Genomic DNA, 16490 nt, shown 5'->3' with positions numbered 1-16490 from the left:
TTTCCTGCTTCAAAGACCTTCAGGAGTCCACCCATGCCCATCGTGAACCGGATCGCGGATTACGCCGACGACATGCGCGCCTGGCGCCGCCATCTGCACCAGAACCCCGAGCTGAGCCTCGACTGCCACGAGACGGCGAAGTTTGTCGTCGCCCGGCTGCGCGAGTTCGGGATCACGGAGATTCACGAGGGCATCGCCGAGTCGGGCGTCGTGGCGATCATCGAGGGGCAGGGCGAGGGCCCGGTGACCGCGCTGCGCGCCGACATGGACGCGCTGCCGATGGACGAGGAGACCGGCGCGGAGCACGCCAGCCTCGTGCCCGGCAAGATGCATGCCTGCGGCCATGACGGGCATACCACGATGCTGCTGGGCGCCGCGCGCTACCTTGCCGAGACGCGCAACTTCGCCGGCAAGGTCGCGCTGATTTTCCAGCCCGCCGAGGAGACGATCGGCGGCGGGCGCATCATGGTCGAGGACGGCATCATGGACCGGTTCGGGGTCTCCGAGGTCTATGCGATCCACACCGACCCGTCGCTGCCGCTCGGCACCATGGCGACCACCAAGGGCCCGATCATGGCGGCGGTGGACGACTTCGAGCTGGTGCTGACCGGCAAGGGCGGCCACGCGGCGCATCCCGACCTCTGCATCGACCCGGTGCCCTGCGCTCTGGCCATCGGGCAGGCGCTGCTGTCGGTTCCGTCGCGCAACGCCGACCCGCTGAAATCGCTGGTGGTCTCGCTCACCACGGTGCAGGGCGGCTCGGCCACCAACGTGATCCCCGAGACGGTGCGGCTCGCGGGGACGATCCGCAGCTTCGATCCCGGCATCCGCGCGATGGCCGAGCGCCGCCTGCGCGAGATCGTGGGTGGGCAGGCCATGGCCTACGGCGTCGCCGCCGATCTCGACTTCCAGCCGAACTACCCGCCGACCGTCAACCACGCCGCGCAGACCGAGTTCGCGGTAAAGGTGGCGAGGGGCGTCGTGCCCGAGGTGCTGGACGAGATCGCGCCCTCGATGGGGGCCGAGGATTTCTCCTACATGCTCGAGGCGCGGCCGGGGTCCTTCGTCTATCTCGGGCAGGGGATCGGGCCGTCGGTGCACCACCCGAAGTTCGACTTCAACGACGAGGCGGCACCGCTCGGCGCCTCCTATTTCGTCAAGATCATCGAGACTCGGCAACCCTTGCGGGCGTAAGACTTTTCGGTCTTCATTGCGGGCAAGACGCGACCCCGGCCATCCCGGCCGGGGGCTGACCCGAGAGAAGACCGCGAATGCCCGTCATCAATTCCATCGCCGCCGACGCCGAGACGCTGAAGGCCTGGCGGCGCCACCTGCACCAGCATCCCGAGCTGCAGTACGACTGCCACGAGACGGCGAAATTCGTGGTCGGGAAGCTGGAAAGCTTCGGCATCACCGAGATCCATCCGGGCATCGCGCAGTCGGGCGTCGTGGCGATCATCGAGGGGCGCGGCACCGGGCGGACCATCGGGCTGCGCGCCGACATGGACGCACTGCCGATGGAGGATCTGTCGGGCACCGACCATGCCTCCAAGGTGCCGGGCGTCGCGCATACCTGCGGTCATGACGGCCATACCACCATGCTGCTCGCCGCCGCCAAGTACCTTGCCGAGACGCGCAATTTCGCCGGTCGCGTGGCGCTGATCTTCCAGCCCGCCGAAGAGGGCGGCGCGGGGGCCAAGGCGATGATCGACGAAGGCATCATGGACCGCTTCGACATCGCCGAGGTCTACGGCATGCACAACGCGCCGGGCGATGCGCAGGGGCATTTCCTGACCACTTCCGGCCCGCTGCAGGCCTCGGCCGACGAGTTCCGCATCGACATCACCGGCAAGGGCGGCCACGGCGCCTCGCCGCAGGATTGCATCGACCCGATACCGGCGGGGGCCGCCATCGTGCAGGCGATGCAGACCATCGTCAGCCGCAACGTCAACGCGCTCGACCGACTGGTCGTGTCGGTGACCGAGTTCCACGCTGGCACCACCTTCAACATCATCCCCGGCACCGCCTACCTGACCGGCACCGTGCGCTGCTTCTCGGCAGAGATCCGCGACCTTGCCGAGCGCCGCATCCGCGAGATCGTCGAGGCGCAGGCGCAGGTCTACGGCTGCACCGCCGAGCTGACCTACGACCGCGGCTATCCGGTGACGGTGAACCACCCGGCGCAGGCGGCCTTCGCGGCGCAGGTGGCGCGCGAGATCGTCGGCGCCGACAAGGTGGTTGACGATTGCGATCCGATCATGCCCGCCGAGGATTTCTCCTACATGCTCGAGGCGCGCCCCGGGGCGTACCTGTTCCTCGGGCAGGGCGACACCTTCGGCTGTCACCACCCGAAATACGACTTCAACGACGAGATCGCGCCCATTGGTGCGAGCTTCTTCGCGCGGCTGATCGAGACCGCGCTGCCGCTTCAGGAGTGATCCCATGGCCCTCGAAGACGCGAAATCCCAGGTCGACCACGCCTTCACCCGCGAGGAGCTGAAGGGTCCGAGTTTCGAGAATGTCTTCGGGGGTGCGGCCTCGTTCCTGCGCCGGCGCTACACCAAGGACCTCGCGGCGGCCGACATCGCGGTGACCGGCGTGCCCTTCGACCAGGCGGTGACCAACCGCACCGGCACCCGCTTCGGGCCTCGGGCGATCCGCGAGGCGTCGCTGCTGCAGCCCTGCGACGCGCCCTATGGCTGGGGCTACGACGTGCTGTCCGAGTTCGCCATTGCCGACTGTGGCGATCTGGCCTTCGACTATGCCAACGTGCCGGCCTTCCCCGAAACGCTCGAGCGGCACATCGCGGGCATCCTCGCGACCGAGACCGCGGCGGTGACGCTGGGTGGTGATCACTCGATCACCCTGCCGATCCTCAAGGCCCATGCCGCCAAGTACGGGCCGATGTCGGTGATCCAGTTCGACGCGCATACCGATACATGGGCGGATGACGACTTCGCGCGGATCGACCACGGCACCTTCATGTACAAGGCGGTGAAGCTGGGGCTCGTCGACCCGGCGCGCTCGGTGCAGATCGGCATCCGCACCGACAATCCCGACACGCTCGGCTTCAACATCATCGACGCGCGGGAGCTGCACCGCATCGGCCCCGAGGCGGCGGCGGCGCGGGCGCGCGAGATCGTGCGCGGCCATCCGGTCTACCTTACCTTCGACATCGACGCGCTCGACCCGGCCTTCGCGCCGGGCACCGGCACGCCGGTCTGGGGCGGGCTCTCGAGCCACCAGGCGGCGGTCTGCCTGCGCGAACTGGCGGGGATCAACCTCGTCGGGGGCGACGTGGTCGAGGTCTCGCCGCCCTTCGACACCACCGGCGCGACCGCCATCGCGGGGGCGCACGTGGCGATGGAACTGCTGTGCCTCTGGGGCTGGACCCGGCGCTGAGCCGATGGGCACAATCCCGCGAGCGGCGCGTGAGGCGCTTTGAACGGGCGCGGGAATTGTGAAATCAGGAGCCATCCGTTGCGTCATCCGCGGCGGGCGGCAAGCGACGAAAGGAACGCGTGGTGCGCATCATATTCTGGATTGTGCTTCTGCTGGTTATCGCCGGTCTGGCGTGGATACGGCTGGCGCCCTCGGACCCCGCCGTCTGGAACGTCGATCCGCAGGTGAGCGCCGACCAGGATCTTGCCAGCGGCGTGCGCCGGCGCATCCCCGGCGGCGAGAAGACCTTCGAGGCGCTGCACCGGATCATCCTCGAGAGCCCGCGCACCGAGGTGCTGGCGGGCAGCCCTGCCGAGGGGCGGGCGACCTACGTCTCGCGCTCGAAATGGATGGGCTTCCCGGACTACACCACGGTGCAGCAGAACGACGGCCAGCTCGGGCTCTACGCGCGCCAGCGCTTCGGACAGTCCGACATGGGGGTCAACAAGGCCCGCGTCGACGACTGGCTCGCCAAGCTGGACGCGCAGCAGGACTGAGGCGGCAAGGTCCTTCGAAGGACCTTGCAAATCTCTTCCAAGAGATTTGCTCCCGCGGTCGCCGCGGGAGCGTTGTGCGTGCCGCTCACTCCGCGGCGTAGCGCGCGGCGTTCTCGGCGAAGGGCACCATCTGCTCCTCGAGCGCCTCGGTGAAGGCGGGCCGGGCGGTGCAGCGGCCGAGAAACTCGTCCAGTTTCGGGAATTGCGCCACGATGTCGGTATTGCGCAGGTTGCGCAGCACGCTGGCCATCAGCAGGTCCGCCACGGTGAAACCGTCGCCCGCGAGCCACTGACGCCCCTCCATCGCCGCCTGAAGCTGGCCGAGGCGGCGCTCGATGGCCTTGCGGATCTCGCCCTCCATCGTTTCGGCCGCCGCCTTGTCTACGGCGAGGCGCCCGGCCTGCTGCAGCATCAGGATCGGCGGCTCGATGGTGTTGAGCGCGGCAAAGACCCAGCTGAGCGCGCGGTCCTGCCCGGCGCGGTCCGCGGGCAGGAGCGCGCCACCGCTGGCCTCGGCGATGCGCCACAGGATCGCGCCGCTCTCGAACATGGTCGTCTCGCCGGTGGCCAGCACCGGCACCTGGCCGAAGGGCTGGCGGGCAAGATGCGCGGGCTGGCCCTGGGTGCCCATCGCCAGCAGGTCCACCTCGTAGGGCAGGCCGGCCTCCTTCAGCGCCCAGCGGACGCGCAGGTCGCGCACGAGCCCCTGGGCGAAGGGCGGAACCCAGTCGAAGGCGACGACGGTGAGCGGGGTTTCGGTCAAATTGGTGGTCATGGACGTGACCCTTTCGGAATGCCTGAGAGGAATGAGAAGGGTTGATATCAACTCTTACGTTGATATCAACATATCGACCCTTGGTCAAACCTTCCCGCCGCTGTGGGCGAGGGCTGGCCGATGCCCGCTCTTGACCGCCGCGCGGCAATCGGGAAAGGAGGTCGGCATGATCCCAGCAGACCGCCTTCACCAGATCCGTGACCGTTTCGAGTATGTCCAGGCCTGCATGGCCGAGGGCCGTGGCGACATCGCCGCGCTCGGACGGGAATATGCCGAGCTGAGGCCCGTGGTCGACCAGATCGCCGAGTGGGAGGGGCTGCAGGCCGATCTCGCCGAGGCCGAGGCGATGCTCGCGGACCCCGAGATGAAGGCGCTGGCCGAGGAGGAACTGCCGCAGCTGCGCGCCCGCCTCCCCGAGGCCGAGCACGCGCTGCAACTCGCCCTGCTGCCGCGCGACGCGGCCGACGCCCGGCCGGCGATCCTCGAGATCCGTCCCGGCACCGGCGGCGACGAGGCGGCGCTCTTCGCCGGCGACCTCGCCCGCATGTACCAGCGCTACGCCGAGACCCGCGGCTGGCGCTGGGAGGTGATCGAGGAGCAGATGTCCGAGCTTGGCGGCATCAAGGAACTGGTGGTGCGCATCGAGGGCGACAACGTCTTTGCTCGGCTCAAGTTCGAGAGCGGCGTGCACCGCGTCCAGCGCGTGCCCGAGACCGAGAGCGGCGGGCGCATCCACACTTCGGCGGCCACCGTGGCGGTGCTGCCCGAGGCCGAGGCGGTGGACATCGAGATCAATGCGAACGACATCCGCATCGACACGATGCGCAGCTCGGGCGCGGGTGGTCAGCACGTCAACACCACCGATTCCGCCGTGCGCATCACCCACCTGCCGACCGGGCTGGTGGTGACCTCGTCCGAGAAGTCCCAGCACCGCAACCGCGAGATCGCGATGAACGTGCTGCGCGCCCGCCTCTACGACATGGAGCGGCAGAAGGCGGCGGACAGCCGCGCCTCGGACCGCAAGGCGCAGGTGGGCACGGGCGACCGCTCGGAGCGCATCCGCACCTACAACTTCCCGCAGGGCCGGATGACCGACCACCGCATCGGCCTCACGCTCTACCGGCTCGAGGCGATCCTCGGCGGCGACCTCGACGAGATCATCGACGCGCTGACCGCCGACGCGCAGGCCGCGCTGCTGGCGGAAATGGCATGACGGCGACGGGCTCCGCGCTGCTTGCCCGCGCGACGGCGCGGCTGGTCGAGGCGGGGGTGGCCGATCCCGGCCGCGACGCCCGGCGGCTGCTGGCGCATGTGCTGAAGGTGCCGCCCGGGCGGCTGACCCTCTTCCTGCCCGAGCCGGTCGCGCCCGAGCACGTGGTGATCTTCGACGCGCTGATCGACCGCCGCGCCGCGCGCGTCCCGGTCTCGCACCTGATCGGGCGGCGGCAGTTCTACGGGCGCGAGTTCCTCGTCACCCCCGAGGTGCTCGACCCGCGCCCCGAGACGGAGATTCTCATCGAGGCGGCGCTCTCGGGCCCGTTCACCCGGGTGCTCGACCTCGGCACCGGCTCGGGCTGCATCCTGCTGACGCTTCTGGCCGAGCGCGAGGGGGCCACGGGCATCGGCACAGACCTCAGCCAGAAGGCGCTGGAAGTGGCCTTCTGGAACCGCAACGCGCTGGCGCTCGAGCCGCGCGCGGCGCTGGCGCAGGGCGACTGGTGGGGCGCGCTGGGGCAGGCGCCCGAGCGCTTCGACCTGATCGTGTCGAACCCGCCCTACATCGCGCTCTCCGAGATGGCGGGCCTGTCGCCGGAGGTGCGCGAGCACGAGCCGCGCATGGCGCTCACCGACGAGGGCGACGGGCTCGCGGCCTACCGCGCGATCGCCGCCGGGGCCGTGGCGCACCTGCATCCGGGCGGGCGGCTGCTGGTCGAGATCGGGCCGCTGCAGGGGCCTGACGTTGCGGCGCTCTTCGAGGCGGCCGGGCTGCGCGACGTGGCGGTGATCGCCGATCTCGACGGGCGGAATCGCGTGGTCAGCGGCCGTCTCGACGCGCTTTGAGGCACCCGTCGGACGCGCTCGGCGGGAAATCGTCGGTTTTCGGACGATTTTTCTCTTGTCAGGCCCGTCTCGAAATGGTTAGCAGGAGAGGTCGGAGCGGTGGATGCCTCACAGCGGTCCCGCTCGACTTTAACCCGACATTGGAGTGATCACGGTCAAGACCGCGCCGAACAGGTGCAGCGCCGCGATCACAGGGACAGTCAGACACAAGGCTGATAGCAGACAAGATGCGATCCTCGAAATCCCGCTCGCGGTCGAAGAACAACCGCAACCGCAACACCCTTGGGAACGTCGTCAACCGCGTGTTCGACAGCTCGGGCCCGGAGGGCAAGGTGCGCGGTACGCCGCAGCAGATCATCGACAAGTACAACCAGCTTGCCCGCGATGCCGCTCTGGCCAACGACCGCGTGGCCGCCGAGAACTTCCAGCAGCACGCCGAACACTACCTGCGCATGCTTTCCGAAGCGCAGAAGGAGGTCGAGCAGCGCCGCGAACAGCAGGAGCGCGAGAACCGCGAGCGCCAGCAGCAGCGCGACCGTGACCGCTCGGACCACCGTGACCAGGGCCGTGACCAGTCCCGCGGCGAAGGCCGCGGCGAGGGCGGGCAGCAGCCCGAGGCCGGCTACGAGCCGCAGGCGCCGCGCGCCGATCTCGACCAGGCCAGCGTGCCGGGTCTCGGCGACCAGCCGGACCTGCTGGACACGGGCCATGACGACGAGGAGGACAGCGGCCTCGTCGAGACGCCGGAAAGCCGCGCGGAGATCAAGCCCAAGCCGCGCAGCCGCCGCAGCAAGCCCTCCGAGCCCGCCGGTGACGCCGCCGGGGCCGCCGAGGGTGGCGCCGCCGCAGAGGCCGCTCCCGAGAAGCCCAAGCGCGCCCGCAAGCCGCGCAAGAAGCCCGAGGAAGCCGCGAGCAATGGCGGCTCCGCACCGGACGCCGCCGAGTAAGGTGGCCGCGCCGACGCACAGGTGCGCAAGTTTCGAGAAGGCCCCGCCGAAAGGACGGGGCCTTTTCCATGGGTGCGGCCCGGGCAGGCGCGGGACCGGCGCAGGGCAGGGGTGGCGGCGATGACCCTTCGCGTGGCGCTGCTGCGCGGGCTCAACGTCGGCGGCGCGAACACGCTGCCGATGGCTGACCTGCGCGGGCTCTGCGAGGGGCTCGGCTGGACGGATGTGCAGAGCCACCTCACCTCGGGCAACCTCGTCTTCGCGGCGGAGGGCGCGCGCCCCGAGCTGGCGGCGGCGCTGCGGGCGGCGCTCGCGGCGCGGGGGCTCGAGGTGCCGGTGTTGGTCCTGCCGCTTTCGGAGATCCGTCGCGCGGTCAGCGGCTGCCCCTTCGCCCCGGCGGCGCCGAAGCAGGTCCACGCCGGCTTCCTCTTCGGCCCGGCGCGGATCGACTGCGCGCTCTTCGAGCGCCACGCGGCCCCCGGCGACGAGATCGCCGAGGCACAGGGCATCCTCTGGCTGCACACGCCCGGCGGCTTCGGCCGCTCGAAGCTGGCGCAGCGGTTCGAGGCGGTCGCGGGGGCGCCGCTCACCGCGCGGAACCTCTCGTCGCTCGGCAAGCTCATCCAGCTGCTGGACGCAGCGGAAGAGACGCGCTAGAAGCGGGTCATGACCATGCGCACCCTCATCCGGATTTGCTGCATTACCTGCTGATCACTTCGGCGGGCCGGTCTTCTATTCCAATCGAGAGACGAAGTTGCTAATCCCGCCGCGACCGCCGCGAAGGAGCGCGACATGACCATCTCGCTGACCAACTCGAAGACCCGCCGGAAAGAGCCCTTCACCCCGATCGATCCGCAGAACGTCCGCATGTATGTCTGCGGGCCGACGGTCTACGACCGCGCGCATCTCGGCAACGCCCGCCCGGCCATCGTCTTCGACGTGCTGGCCCGGCTGCTGCGGCACGAATACGGCGCGGAGCACGTCACCTACGTGCGCAACTTCACCGACGTCGACGACAAGATCAACGCCACCGCGCAGGCGCGCAAGGCCGCGGGCGATCCGCGCAGCCTCGAGGCGCTGATCGCCGAGCGGACGGAAGAGACGATCGGCTGGTACCTGCAGGACATGGGCGCGGTCGGCGTGGCCGAGCCCGACCACATGCCGCGCGCCACGCAGTTCATCCCGCAGATGGTCGCGATGATCGAGGGGCTGATCGCGGACGGCCATGCCTACGAGGCCGAGGGCCACGTGCTCTTCGCGGTCGAGAGCTACAAGAATTACGGCGCCCTTTCCGGTCGCTCGGTCGACGACATGATCGCCGGCGCGCGGGTCGAGGTCGCGCCCTACAAGCGCAACCCGATGGACTTCGTGCTGTGGAAACCCTCGGACGCCGAGCTGCCGGGCTGGGACTCGCCTTGGGGCCGGGGCCGTCCGGGCTGGCACATCGAGTGCTCGGCGATGTCCTACGAGCTTTTGGGCGAGAGCTTCGACATCCACGGCGGCGGCAATGACCTGATGTTCCCGCACCACGAGAACGAGATCGCGCAGAGCTGCTGCGCGCACCCGCATGGCGACTTCGCCAAGGTCTGGCTGCACAACGAGATGCTGCAGGTCGAGGGCAAGAAGATGTCGAAGTCGCTCGGCAACTTCTTCACCGTGCGCGACCTGCTCGACGGCCACGACGGCCAGCCCGCCGTGCCGGGCGAGGTGATCCGCTTCGTGATGCTCTCGACGCACTATCGCAAGCCGATGGACTGGACCGCCGAGAAGGCGGCGCAGGCCGAGGCGACTCTGCGGAGGTGGCGGAAGATTACCGAAGGCGTGAAGCCCGGCACTCCAAGCGAAATCGAGATCGCACCGCTCAAGGACGATTTGAATACCGCGGGTGTTATCGCACGTCTTCACGCGATGGCATCGGCTCTTGAGAGAGGCGTGGATACGCCTGAAGGCCCGGTTTCCGTGGAGGATTTTCTTGCCTCGGCGCAGCTTCTGGGCCTGCTGACGGACGAGCTGGGCGGTTGGGTGAGCGCGGGGCCGGACCTCTCGGGTCTGGCGGACCACCTCGCGGGCGTGCGGGCGCAGGCGATGGAGAGCAAGGATTTCTCCGAGGTCGACCGGCTCAAGACCGCGCTGATCGCGGCCGGGGTCGAGGTGCGCATGTCGAAGGCGGGTGTCGAGCTTCTGCCCGGCGCCGGGTTCGACGCGGCCAAGCTGGAGGGGCTGGTGTGATGCGAAGCGGGATGGCCTTGTGCGGGCGGGCAGCGGGATGCGGGGGCCAGCCCCCGCGCCCCCGGAGTATTTCTGGAAAGATGAAAGGAGGGGCGTGATGGGGAAGGAGCGTCTCTACATCTACGACACCACGCTGCGCGACGGGCAGCAGACGCAGGGCGTACAGTTCTCGACCGCCGAGAAGCACCGCATCGTTGCGGCGCTCGACGCGCTGGGGGTCGACTACATCGAGGGCGGCTGGCCCGGGGCGAACCCCACGGACAGCGCCTTCTTCGACGAGGTCGGCAAGACCCGCGCCACGATGACCGCCTTCGGCATGACCAAGCGGGCCGGGCGCTCGGCGGCGAATGACGACGTGCTGGCGGCGGTGCTGAACGCGGGCACGCCCTCGGTCTGCCTCGTCGGCAAGACCCACGAGTTCCACGTGACCACCGCGCTCGGCATCACGCTCGAGGAGAACCTCGAGGCGATCTCGGCCTCGGTGGCGCATTGCGTCGGCCTCGGGCGCGAGGCGCTGTTCGACGCCGAGCATTTCTTCGATGGCTACAAGGCCAACCCCGGCTACGCGCTCTCCTGCGTGAAGGCGGCGCTGGAGAACGGCGCACGCTGGGTCGTGCTCTGCGACACCAACGGCGGCACGCTGCCCGAGGAGATCGGCCGCATCGTGCGCGAGGTGATCGCGGCGGGCGTGCCGGGCGAGAAGCTCGGCATCCACACCCACAACGACACCGAGACCGCCGTGGGCGGCACGCTGGCGGCGATCGACGCGGGCGTGCGGCAGCTGCAGGGCACGCTCAACGGGCTCGGCGAGCGCTGCGGCAATGCCAACCTCACCACGCTCATCCCGACGCTGCTGCTGAAGGAGCCCTATGCCTCGCGCTTCGAGACCGGGGTGAGCCTCGAGGCGGTCGAGGGCATCACGCAGGTGAGCCGGATGCTCGACGAGATCCTCAACCGCGTGCCGATGCGCCAGGCGCCCTATGTCGGCAGCTCGGCCTTCGCCCACAAGGCGGGGCTGCACGCGAGCGCGATCCTCAAGGACCCCACCACCTACGAGCACATCGAGCCGGGCGTGGTCGGCAACCGCCGGGTCATCCCGATGTCGAACCAGGCGGGCCAGTCGAACCTGCGCCGCCGGCTCGCCGAGGCGGGGCTCGAGGTCGAGCCCGGCAACCCGGCGCTGGGGCGCATCCTCGACCGGATCAAGACGCAGGAGGCCGAGGGCTACACCTACGACACCGCGCAGGCGAGCTTCGAGCTGCTGGCGCGCGAGGAGCTGGGCTGCCTGCCCGAGTTCTTCGAGGTGAAGCGCTACCGGGTCACCATCGAGCGGCGCAAGAACAAGTACGACAAGATGGTCTCGCTGTCGGAGGCCGTGGTGGTGGTGAAGATCGACGGCGAGAAGAAGCTTTCCGTCTCGGACAGCCTCGACACCGAGGGGCACGACCGCGGCCCGGTGAACGCGCTCGCCAAGGCGCTGGCCAAGGACCTTGGGCCCTACCAGTCGGTGATCGACGACATGCGGCTGGTGGACTTCAAGGTGCGCATCACCCAGGGCGGCACCGAGGCCGTGACCCGCGTCATCATCGACAGCGAGGACGGCTCGGGCCGGCGCTGGCAGACTGTCGGGGTCAGCGCGAACATAGTGGATGCGTCGTTCGAGGCGCTGCTCGATGCGGTGCGCTGGAAGCTGATCCGCGATTGCGACGGGGTGGCGCGTGCAGCTCAGTGACGACCTGATCGCCTGCGCGGGCCTGCTCGAGCGCGGCGATCCCGACCGGTTCGCCGCCGCCATGGCCGCGCCGCCCGAGGCGCGGCGCGTGCTCTTCCCGCTCTATGCCTTCAACCTCGAGGTCGCCCGCGCGCCCTGGGTGACGCAGGAGACGATGATCGCCGAGATGCGCCTGCAATGGTGGCGCGACGCTCTGGAAGAGATCGCGAAGGGCGGCGCGGTGCGGCGGCACGAGGTGGTGACGCCGCTTGCGCAGGTGCTCGACGCCGAGACCGCGGCGCGGCTCGACCCGCTGGTCGGCGCGCGGCGCTGGGACATCTACCGCGATCCCTTCGAGGACGAGGGGCACCTCACGCGCTATCTCGAGGAGACCTCGGGCCTCTTGCTGCTGGCGGCGGGGCGGGCGCTTGGCGGCATCGACGAAGAGGTGGCGCTGGACGCGGGCTATGCCTTCGGTCTTGCGGCCTTCCTGCGCGCGGTGCCGGAGCTCGAGGGCAAGGGCCGGGTGCCGCTGCTCGACGGGCGGCCCGAGGGCGTGGCGGCGCTGGCGCGTGGCGGGCTCGAGCGGCTGAAGCGGGCGCGCAGGGGGTTTGGCAAGATGCCGAAATCGGCGCGTCCGGCGCTGCTGGCGGGCTGGCAGGCGGGGCCGCTGCTGGCGCTTGCGGCGAAGGAGCCGGGGCGCGTCGCCGAGGGCACGCTGCAACTGTCGGAATTCTCCAAGCGGGCGCGGCTGGTGGCGGCGGCGTTCCGCGGCCGGGTCTAGGGCAAGTCTCTTCGAGGAGACTTGCACCTTCCTTCGAAGGAAGGTGCGCTCACTCCGCCGGTTGCTCCACCGGGCGCAGCAGCAGCCAGATCAGCGCGCCGCCGGCAAGCACGAGGAACGGCGCCATGGCCATGACCACGGCGCTCCAGCCCTCCTGCGGCGTGCCGCCCGAGCAGTTCATCAGCCCGCCCGAGGCCAGCGAGGCGAAGGTCACCCCGCCGAAGACCAGCAGGTCGTTCAGCCCCTGCATGCGGCCGCGCTCCTCGGCGGTGTGGGCGCCCGCGAGCATGGTGGTCGCGCCGATGAAGCCGAAGTTCCAGCCAAGCCCGAGCAGCACCAGCGCGAGGAAGAAGTTCTCGAGCTCAACCCCGGTCATCGCCACGCCCCCGGCGCAGGCAAGGATGAGCAGCCCGGTGCCCATGATCTTCTCGACCCCGAAGCGGCTGATCAGCTGGCCGGTGAAGAAGGACGGCGCGAACATCGCCAGCACGTGGGCGCTCACCACGTTGGCCGCGTCCGAGGTCTGGTAGCCGCAGCCGACGACCGCGAGCGGCGTCGAGGTCATCACGAGGTTCATCAGCGCGTAGCTCACCATGCCGCAGATCACCGCGACCGCGATGCGCGGCGTGGTCAGCAGCTGCCAGCGCGTGCGGCCGTAGTCGCTGCCCGGAGCGCGGGCCGGGGGCTTCGGGATGTCGAGGAAGAGGAAGAGCAGCGAGCCCAGCAGGTTCACCGCGATCACCGTGGCATAGGTGCCGAAGAAGGGGACCACGTAGGCGTTTGCGGTGAGTTTCACCATCTGCGGGCCGATCAGCGCCGAGACCAGCCCGCCCGCCATCACGTAGGAGATCGCCTTGGGGCGGAACTCGGGGCTGGCGGTGTCGGCGGCGGCGAAGCGGAAGAAGCCCTGCGTCGACATGTAGAGCCCGGTCAGCAGGCTGCCGAGCAGGAAGATCGGGAAGGATTGCAGGTAGAGCCCCGTCGCCCCGACGATGCCGCCGAGCGTGCCGCCGGTGGTGCCGAGGAAGAACCCGGCGCGGCGGCCGAAGCGCTGCATGAAGGCCGAGACCGGCGTCGCCGAGAGCATCGAGCCGAGCACGATGAGCGAGATCGGCAGCGTGGCGAAGCAGGGGTTCGGGGCCAGCGACTGGCCGGCGAGCCCCCCGATGGTGAAGATCATCGGCATCTGCGCGCCCAGAAACGCCTGCGCGAGAACCAGAACCATGACATTGCGGCGGGCGCGGGACGCGGAGGAAGCTTGCATGGCCATATCGGTAGGGCGGTGCGCGCGCGAGCACAAGGGGGCGCAGATGTGCCGCGCCATGGTGGCAAGCGGGCCGCGTCTGCGCTAGGACAGGGCAGGACCGGAGGCGGAGCGCATATGGCAGAGCAGAACGAGACAGTCGGACGGATCATCTTTTCCGATGCCTGCGTGGCCGAGGGCTGCGACTGGCTGGCCTCGGCCGAGCCGCGCTTTGCCCATGCGCTCGAGCTGACCGGCCCGCTGCCGCTGCGGCGGCGCGAGGACGGGTTCGGGCAGCTCCTGTCGGCGATCGTCAGCCAGCAGGTCAGCGTCGCCTCGGCGCGGGCGATCTGGGCACGGCTCGAGGCGGCGGGAATGACCGCGCCCGAGGCGATCCTGTCCACCGATCTCGAGGGGCTGCGCGCGCTGGGGCTGTCGCGGCAGAAGGCGACCTACGCTCAGGCGCTGGCCGCCGAGGGCATCGACTTCGACGCCTTGCGGACCGCGCCGACGCCGGTGGTGGTCGAGACGCTGACCGCGGTGAAGGGCATCGGCGTCTGGACCGCCGAGATCTACGCCATGTTCTCGCTCGGCCATGCCGATGTCTTCGCGCCGGGGGATCTGGCGCTGCAGGAATCCGCGCGGCTGCTCTTCGATCTGGAAGACCGCCCCAAGGAGCGTGCCCTGCGCGAGATGGCCGAGGCATGGAGCCCTTGGCGGGCAGTTGCGGCGCGCGCGCTCTGGGCCTACTACCATGTGCGCAAGCAAAGAGAAGGTATTGCATGACCCGCGTTCTCCAGGCCGGCCGCAAGGGCCCCGCATCGGGCGAGACCCGCTCCTGCGTCGTCTTCCTGCACGGCTATGGCGCCAACGGCGCCGACCTCCTCGGCCTCGCGGACCCGCTGGCCGAGCACCTGCCCGACACGCTCTTCGTCGCGCCCGATGCGCCGGAGGACTGCGCCGGCTCGCCCATGGGTTTCCAGTGGTTCCCGATCCCGTGGATCGACGGCTCATCCGAAGAGGAATCCATGCAGGGCATGGTGCGGGCGATCGAGGATCTGAACGCCTTCCTCGACGCGCTGATGGTCGACGAGGACCTGCTGCCCGAGCAGGTGGCGCTCTTCGGCTTCTCGCAGGGCTCGATGATGTCGCTGCACGTGGCGCCCCGGCGCGAGGACGAGCTGGCCGGTGTCGTGGCCTTCTCGGGCCGGCTGATCTCGCCCGAGCTGCTGGCCGATGAGGTGATGAGCCGCCCGCCGGTGCTGCTGGTGCATGGCGACCACGACGAGGTGGTGCCGCCCGAGTCGCTGCCCGCCGCCGCCGAGGCGCTGCAGGGCGCCGGCTGGAAGGAAGTCTACGCCCACGTGATGAAGGGCACCGGCCACGGCATCGACCCCGAGGGGCTGGGCGTGGCGCTGGCCTTCCTGCGCGACAAGTGCGGGTTCTAGCGCGTCGGCGGGCTTGCCCGCCTGACGCGCCGCGCGTGTAGCGGGTCCGCAAGGCGGACCCGCGGGCGCGCCTGCCAAGGGGTGTTGCCGGTGCGCGCGGGGCATCGCGCAACCGGCTATTCCCAGAGCCGCGGCTCGGCCAGTTCCACCGAATTGCCCGCCGGGTCGCGGAAATAGATCGAGCGCGCACCGTTCGGCCAGGTGAAGTCCGCCTCGATGTGCACGCCCGCCTGCTGCAGCCGCTTGCGCCAGCGCTCCAGCGCCGCCCCGGGCATCGCGAGGCAGACATGCCCCGGCCCGCGCGCGCCGTGGCTCGGCACCGGCAGCGCGGGGTTGTGCGGCGGCTTCTCGGTCTCGTCCGGGTTGAAGAGCAGCAGCACCCCCGTGCCGACGCGGAAGAAGACGTGGCGGGAGTCGAGGCGCTTCAGCTTCTTCAGCCCCATGACCCCCTCGTAGAAGGCCTCGGCGGCGTCGATGTCCGGACAATAGAGCGCCGCCTCCAGAAGGAAGGGCGGCGGGGCGGCATCGGTCATGGATGGATCACGCATGCGAGAAGACTAGCCGATGACGCCCCGTGGTGTCATGCTCATGTCATGAGCATCACCTATCCACAGGGGCATCAGGGCACATAGCGAGGCTTGTCAGAGCCTATCCGCGATATATAGTGGTTTTGTAGCTGGGGCGGGTGGTCCCGCTCTGGTGCCCTTACGAGCAGACAGAGCGGGGGACGACTCACTCATGGACGGCGACTTCAGGACCCACTTCGTACGAGAGCCCTCGGCGCTCCGCCAACACCCGGCGCTGGTGCTGAACGCGGACTATCGCCCGCTCTCCTACTACCCACTGTCGCTCTGGCCATGGCAGGAAGCGGTGAAGGCGGCCTTCCTCGACAGGGTGGACATCGTCGCCGAGTACGACGAGGAGGTCCGAAGCCCCTCGATGGTGCTGAAGATACCGAGTGTCGTCGTCCTCAAAGATTACGTAAGACCCAGAAAGCGCGTGGCCTTCACGCGCTTTAATCTTTTTCTGAGGGACGAGTTCCGCTGCCAGTACTGCGGCAGCAAGGGCGACCTGACCTTCGACCACGTGGTGCCGCGCGCCTCGGGCGGGATCACCAGCTGGGAGAACGTGGTGGCGGCCTGCTCGCCCTGCAACCTGCGCAAGGGCTCGAAGAGCCTGCGCCGCGCCGGCATGTCGCTCTACCGCGCGCCGCGCCAGCCCACCGCCGGGGAGTTGCTGAACGTCGGCCGCAAGTTCCCGCCGAACCACCTGCACGAGAGCTGGCTGGACTTCCTCTACTGGGATGCCGAGCTCGACGCCTGACGGGGCGGGCCGGAAGAAGGACCGGGAAACG

The 16490-nt window shown here is 69.5% G+C and carries 17 protein-coding genes; 14 read left to right on the top strand and 3 right to left on the bottom strand.

Features of this window, described 5'->3' with window-relative positions; all coding sequences use genetic code 11:
• The first annotated feature begins 33 nt into the window (after positions 1-33).
• The 4 genes from PVT71_RS01190 (at position 34) to PVT71_RS01175 (ending at position 3938) form a co-directional block, all read left to right on the top strand.
• On the top strand, positions 34-1194 hold the full coding sequence (locus PVT71_RS01190; RefSeq protein WP_353472669.1) for a M20 aminoacylase family protein: 1161 nt from the start codon (positions 34-36) through the stop codon (positions 1192-1194).
• A gap of 77 nt (positions 1195-1271) precedes the next feature.
• Positions 1272-2438 carry a M20 aminoacylase family protein gene (locus PVT71_RS01185; RefSeq protein ID WP_353472668.1) on the top strand — a complete coding sequence of 389 codons (1167 nt, stop codon included), beginning with the start codon at positions 1272-1274 and terminating at the stop codon, positions 2436-2438.
• A gap of 4 nt (positions 2439-2442) precedes the next feature.
• Entirely contained in the window at positions 2443-3402 is a 960-nt protein-coding gene (gene speB, locus PVT71_RS01180) for an agmatinase (RefSeq protein ID WP_353472667.1), read from the top strand.
• 122 nt (positions 3403-3524) lie between these two features.
• Complete coding sequence (locus PVT71_RS01175) at positions 3525-3938, top strand: DUF1499 domain-containing protein (RefSeq protein ID WP_353472666.1); 414 nt, start codon at positions 3525-3527, stop codon at positions 3936-3938.
• Between the two features lie 85 nt (positions 3939-4023).
• Here the strand turns inward: PVT71_RS01175 and PVT71_RS01170 are convergent, their stop codons facing one another.
• A complete protein-coding gene (locus tag PVT71_RS01170; protein WP_353472665.1) occupies positions 4024-4713 on the bottom strand; it encodes a glutathione S-transferase family protein in 690 nt (229 codons plus the stop codon).
• Positions 4714-4879: 166 nt separating this feature from the next.
• Between PVT71_RS01170 and prfA the strand changes: the two genes are divergently transcribed.
• From prfA to PVT71_RS01135, 7 genes are all read left to right on the top strand, one after another.
• Positions 4880-5926: a peptide chain release factor 1 gene (prfA, locus tag PVT71_RS01165; protein ID WP_353472664.1), complete on the top strand. Its 1047-nt coding sequence runs from the start codon at positions 4880-4882 to the stop codon at positions 5924-5926.
• Positions 5923-6774 (top strand): peptide chain release factor N(5)-glutamine methyltransferase, encoded by an 852-nt coding sequence (prmC, locus tag PVT71_RS01160; RefSeq protein ID WP_353472663.1) that lies wholly within the window; start codon positions 5923-5925, stop codon positions 6772-6774. Before prfA ends, prmC begins: the two co-directional genes overlap by 4 nt.
• A 227-nt stretch (positions 6775-7001) precedes the next feature.
• Complete coding sequence (locus tag PVT71_RS01155) at positions 7002-7721, top strand: DUF4167 domain-containing protein (RefSeq protein ID WP_353472662.1); 720 nt, start codon at positions 7002-7004, stop codon at positions 7719-7721.
• Positions 7722-7841: 120 nt separating this feature from the next.
• Positions 7842-8378, top strand: coding sequence for a DUF1697 domain-containing protein (locus PVT71_RS01150; protein WP_353472661.1), 537 nt, complete (start codon positions 7842-7844; stop codon positions 8376-8378).
• Between the two features lie 135 nt (positions 8379-8513).
• Entirely contained in the window at positions 8514-9950 is a 1437-nt protein-coding gene (gene cysS / locus PVT71_RS01145; protein WP_353472660.1) for a cysteine--tRNA ligase, read from the top strand.
• 97 nt (positions 9951-10047) lie between these two features.
• Entirely contained in the window at positions 10048-11682 is a 1635-nt protein-coding gene (gene cimA / locus PVT71_RS01140) for a citramalate synthase (protein ID WP_353472659.1), read from the top strand.
• Positions 11669-12445 (top strand): squalene/phytoene synthase family protein, encoded by a 777-nt coding sequence (locus tag PVT71_RS01135; protein WP_353472657.1) that lies wholly within the window; start codon positions 11669-11671, stop codon positions 12443-12445. Before cimA ends, PVT71_RS01135 begins: the two co-directional genes overlap by 14 nt.
• A 49-nt stretch (positions 12446-12494) precedes the next feature.
• On the opposite strand, the gene PVT71_RS01130 is transcribed toward PVT71_RS01135, so the two are convergent.
• Positions 12495-13709, bottom strand: a complete 1215-nt coding sequence (locus PVT71_RS01130; protein ID WP_353472655.1) for an MFS transporter — start codon at positions 13707-13709, stop codon at positions 12495-12497.
• A gap of 117 nt (positions 13710-13826) precedes the next feature.
• On the opposite strand from PVT71_RS01130, the gene PVT71_RS01125 reads away from it, so the two are divergent.
• Complete coding sequence (locus PVT71_RS01125) at positions 13827-14474, top strand: DNA-3-methyladenine glycosylase 2 family protein (protein WP_353472654.1); 648 nt, start codon at positions 13827-13829, stop codon at positions 14472-14474.
• The gene (locus tag PVT71_RS01120; protein ID WP_353472653.1) at positions 14471-15136 is read left to right on the top strand and encodes an alpha/beta fold hydrolase; all 666 of its coding nucleotides are present in this window, start codon (positions 14471-14473) and stop codon (positions 15134-15136) included. Before PVT71_RS01125 ends, PVT71_RS01120 begins: the two co-directional genes overlap by 4 nt.
• 116 nt (positions 15137-15252) lie before the next feature.
• Here the strand turns inward: PVT71_RS01120 and PVT71_RS01115 are convergent, their stop codons facing one another.
• Entirely contained in the window at positions 15253-15669 is a 417-nt protein-coding gene (locus PVT71_RS01115) for a VOC family protein (protein WP_353472652.1), read from the bottom strand.
• Positions 15670-15874: 205 nt separating this feature from the next.
• Here PVT71_RS01115 and PVT71_RS01110 point away from each other — a divergent pair, with 205 nt between their 5' ends.
• A complete protein-coding gene (locus PVT71_RS01110; protein ID WP_353472651.1) occupies positions 15875-16459 on the top strand; it encodes an HNH endonuclease in 585 nt (194 codons plus the stop codon).
• The last annotated feature ends 31 nt before the right edge of the window (positions 16460-16490 follow it).

The sequence above is a fragment of the Salipiger sp. H15 genome, assembly GCF_040409955.1.
Classification (GTDB): Bacteria; Pseudomonadota; Alphaproteobacteria; order Rhodobacterales; family Rhodobacteraceae; genus Salipiger.
Note: the sequence above shows the minus strand (reverse complement) of the source record. Positions and strands in the feature narration are given on the sequence as shown.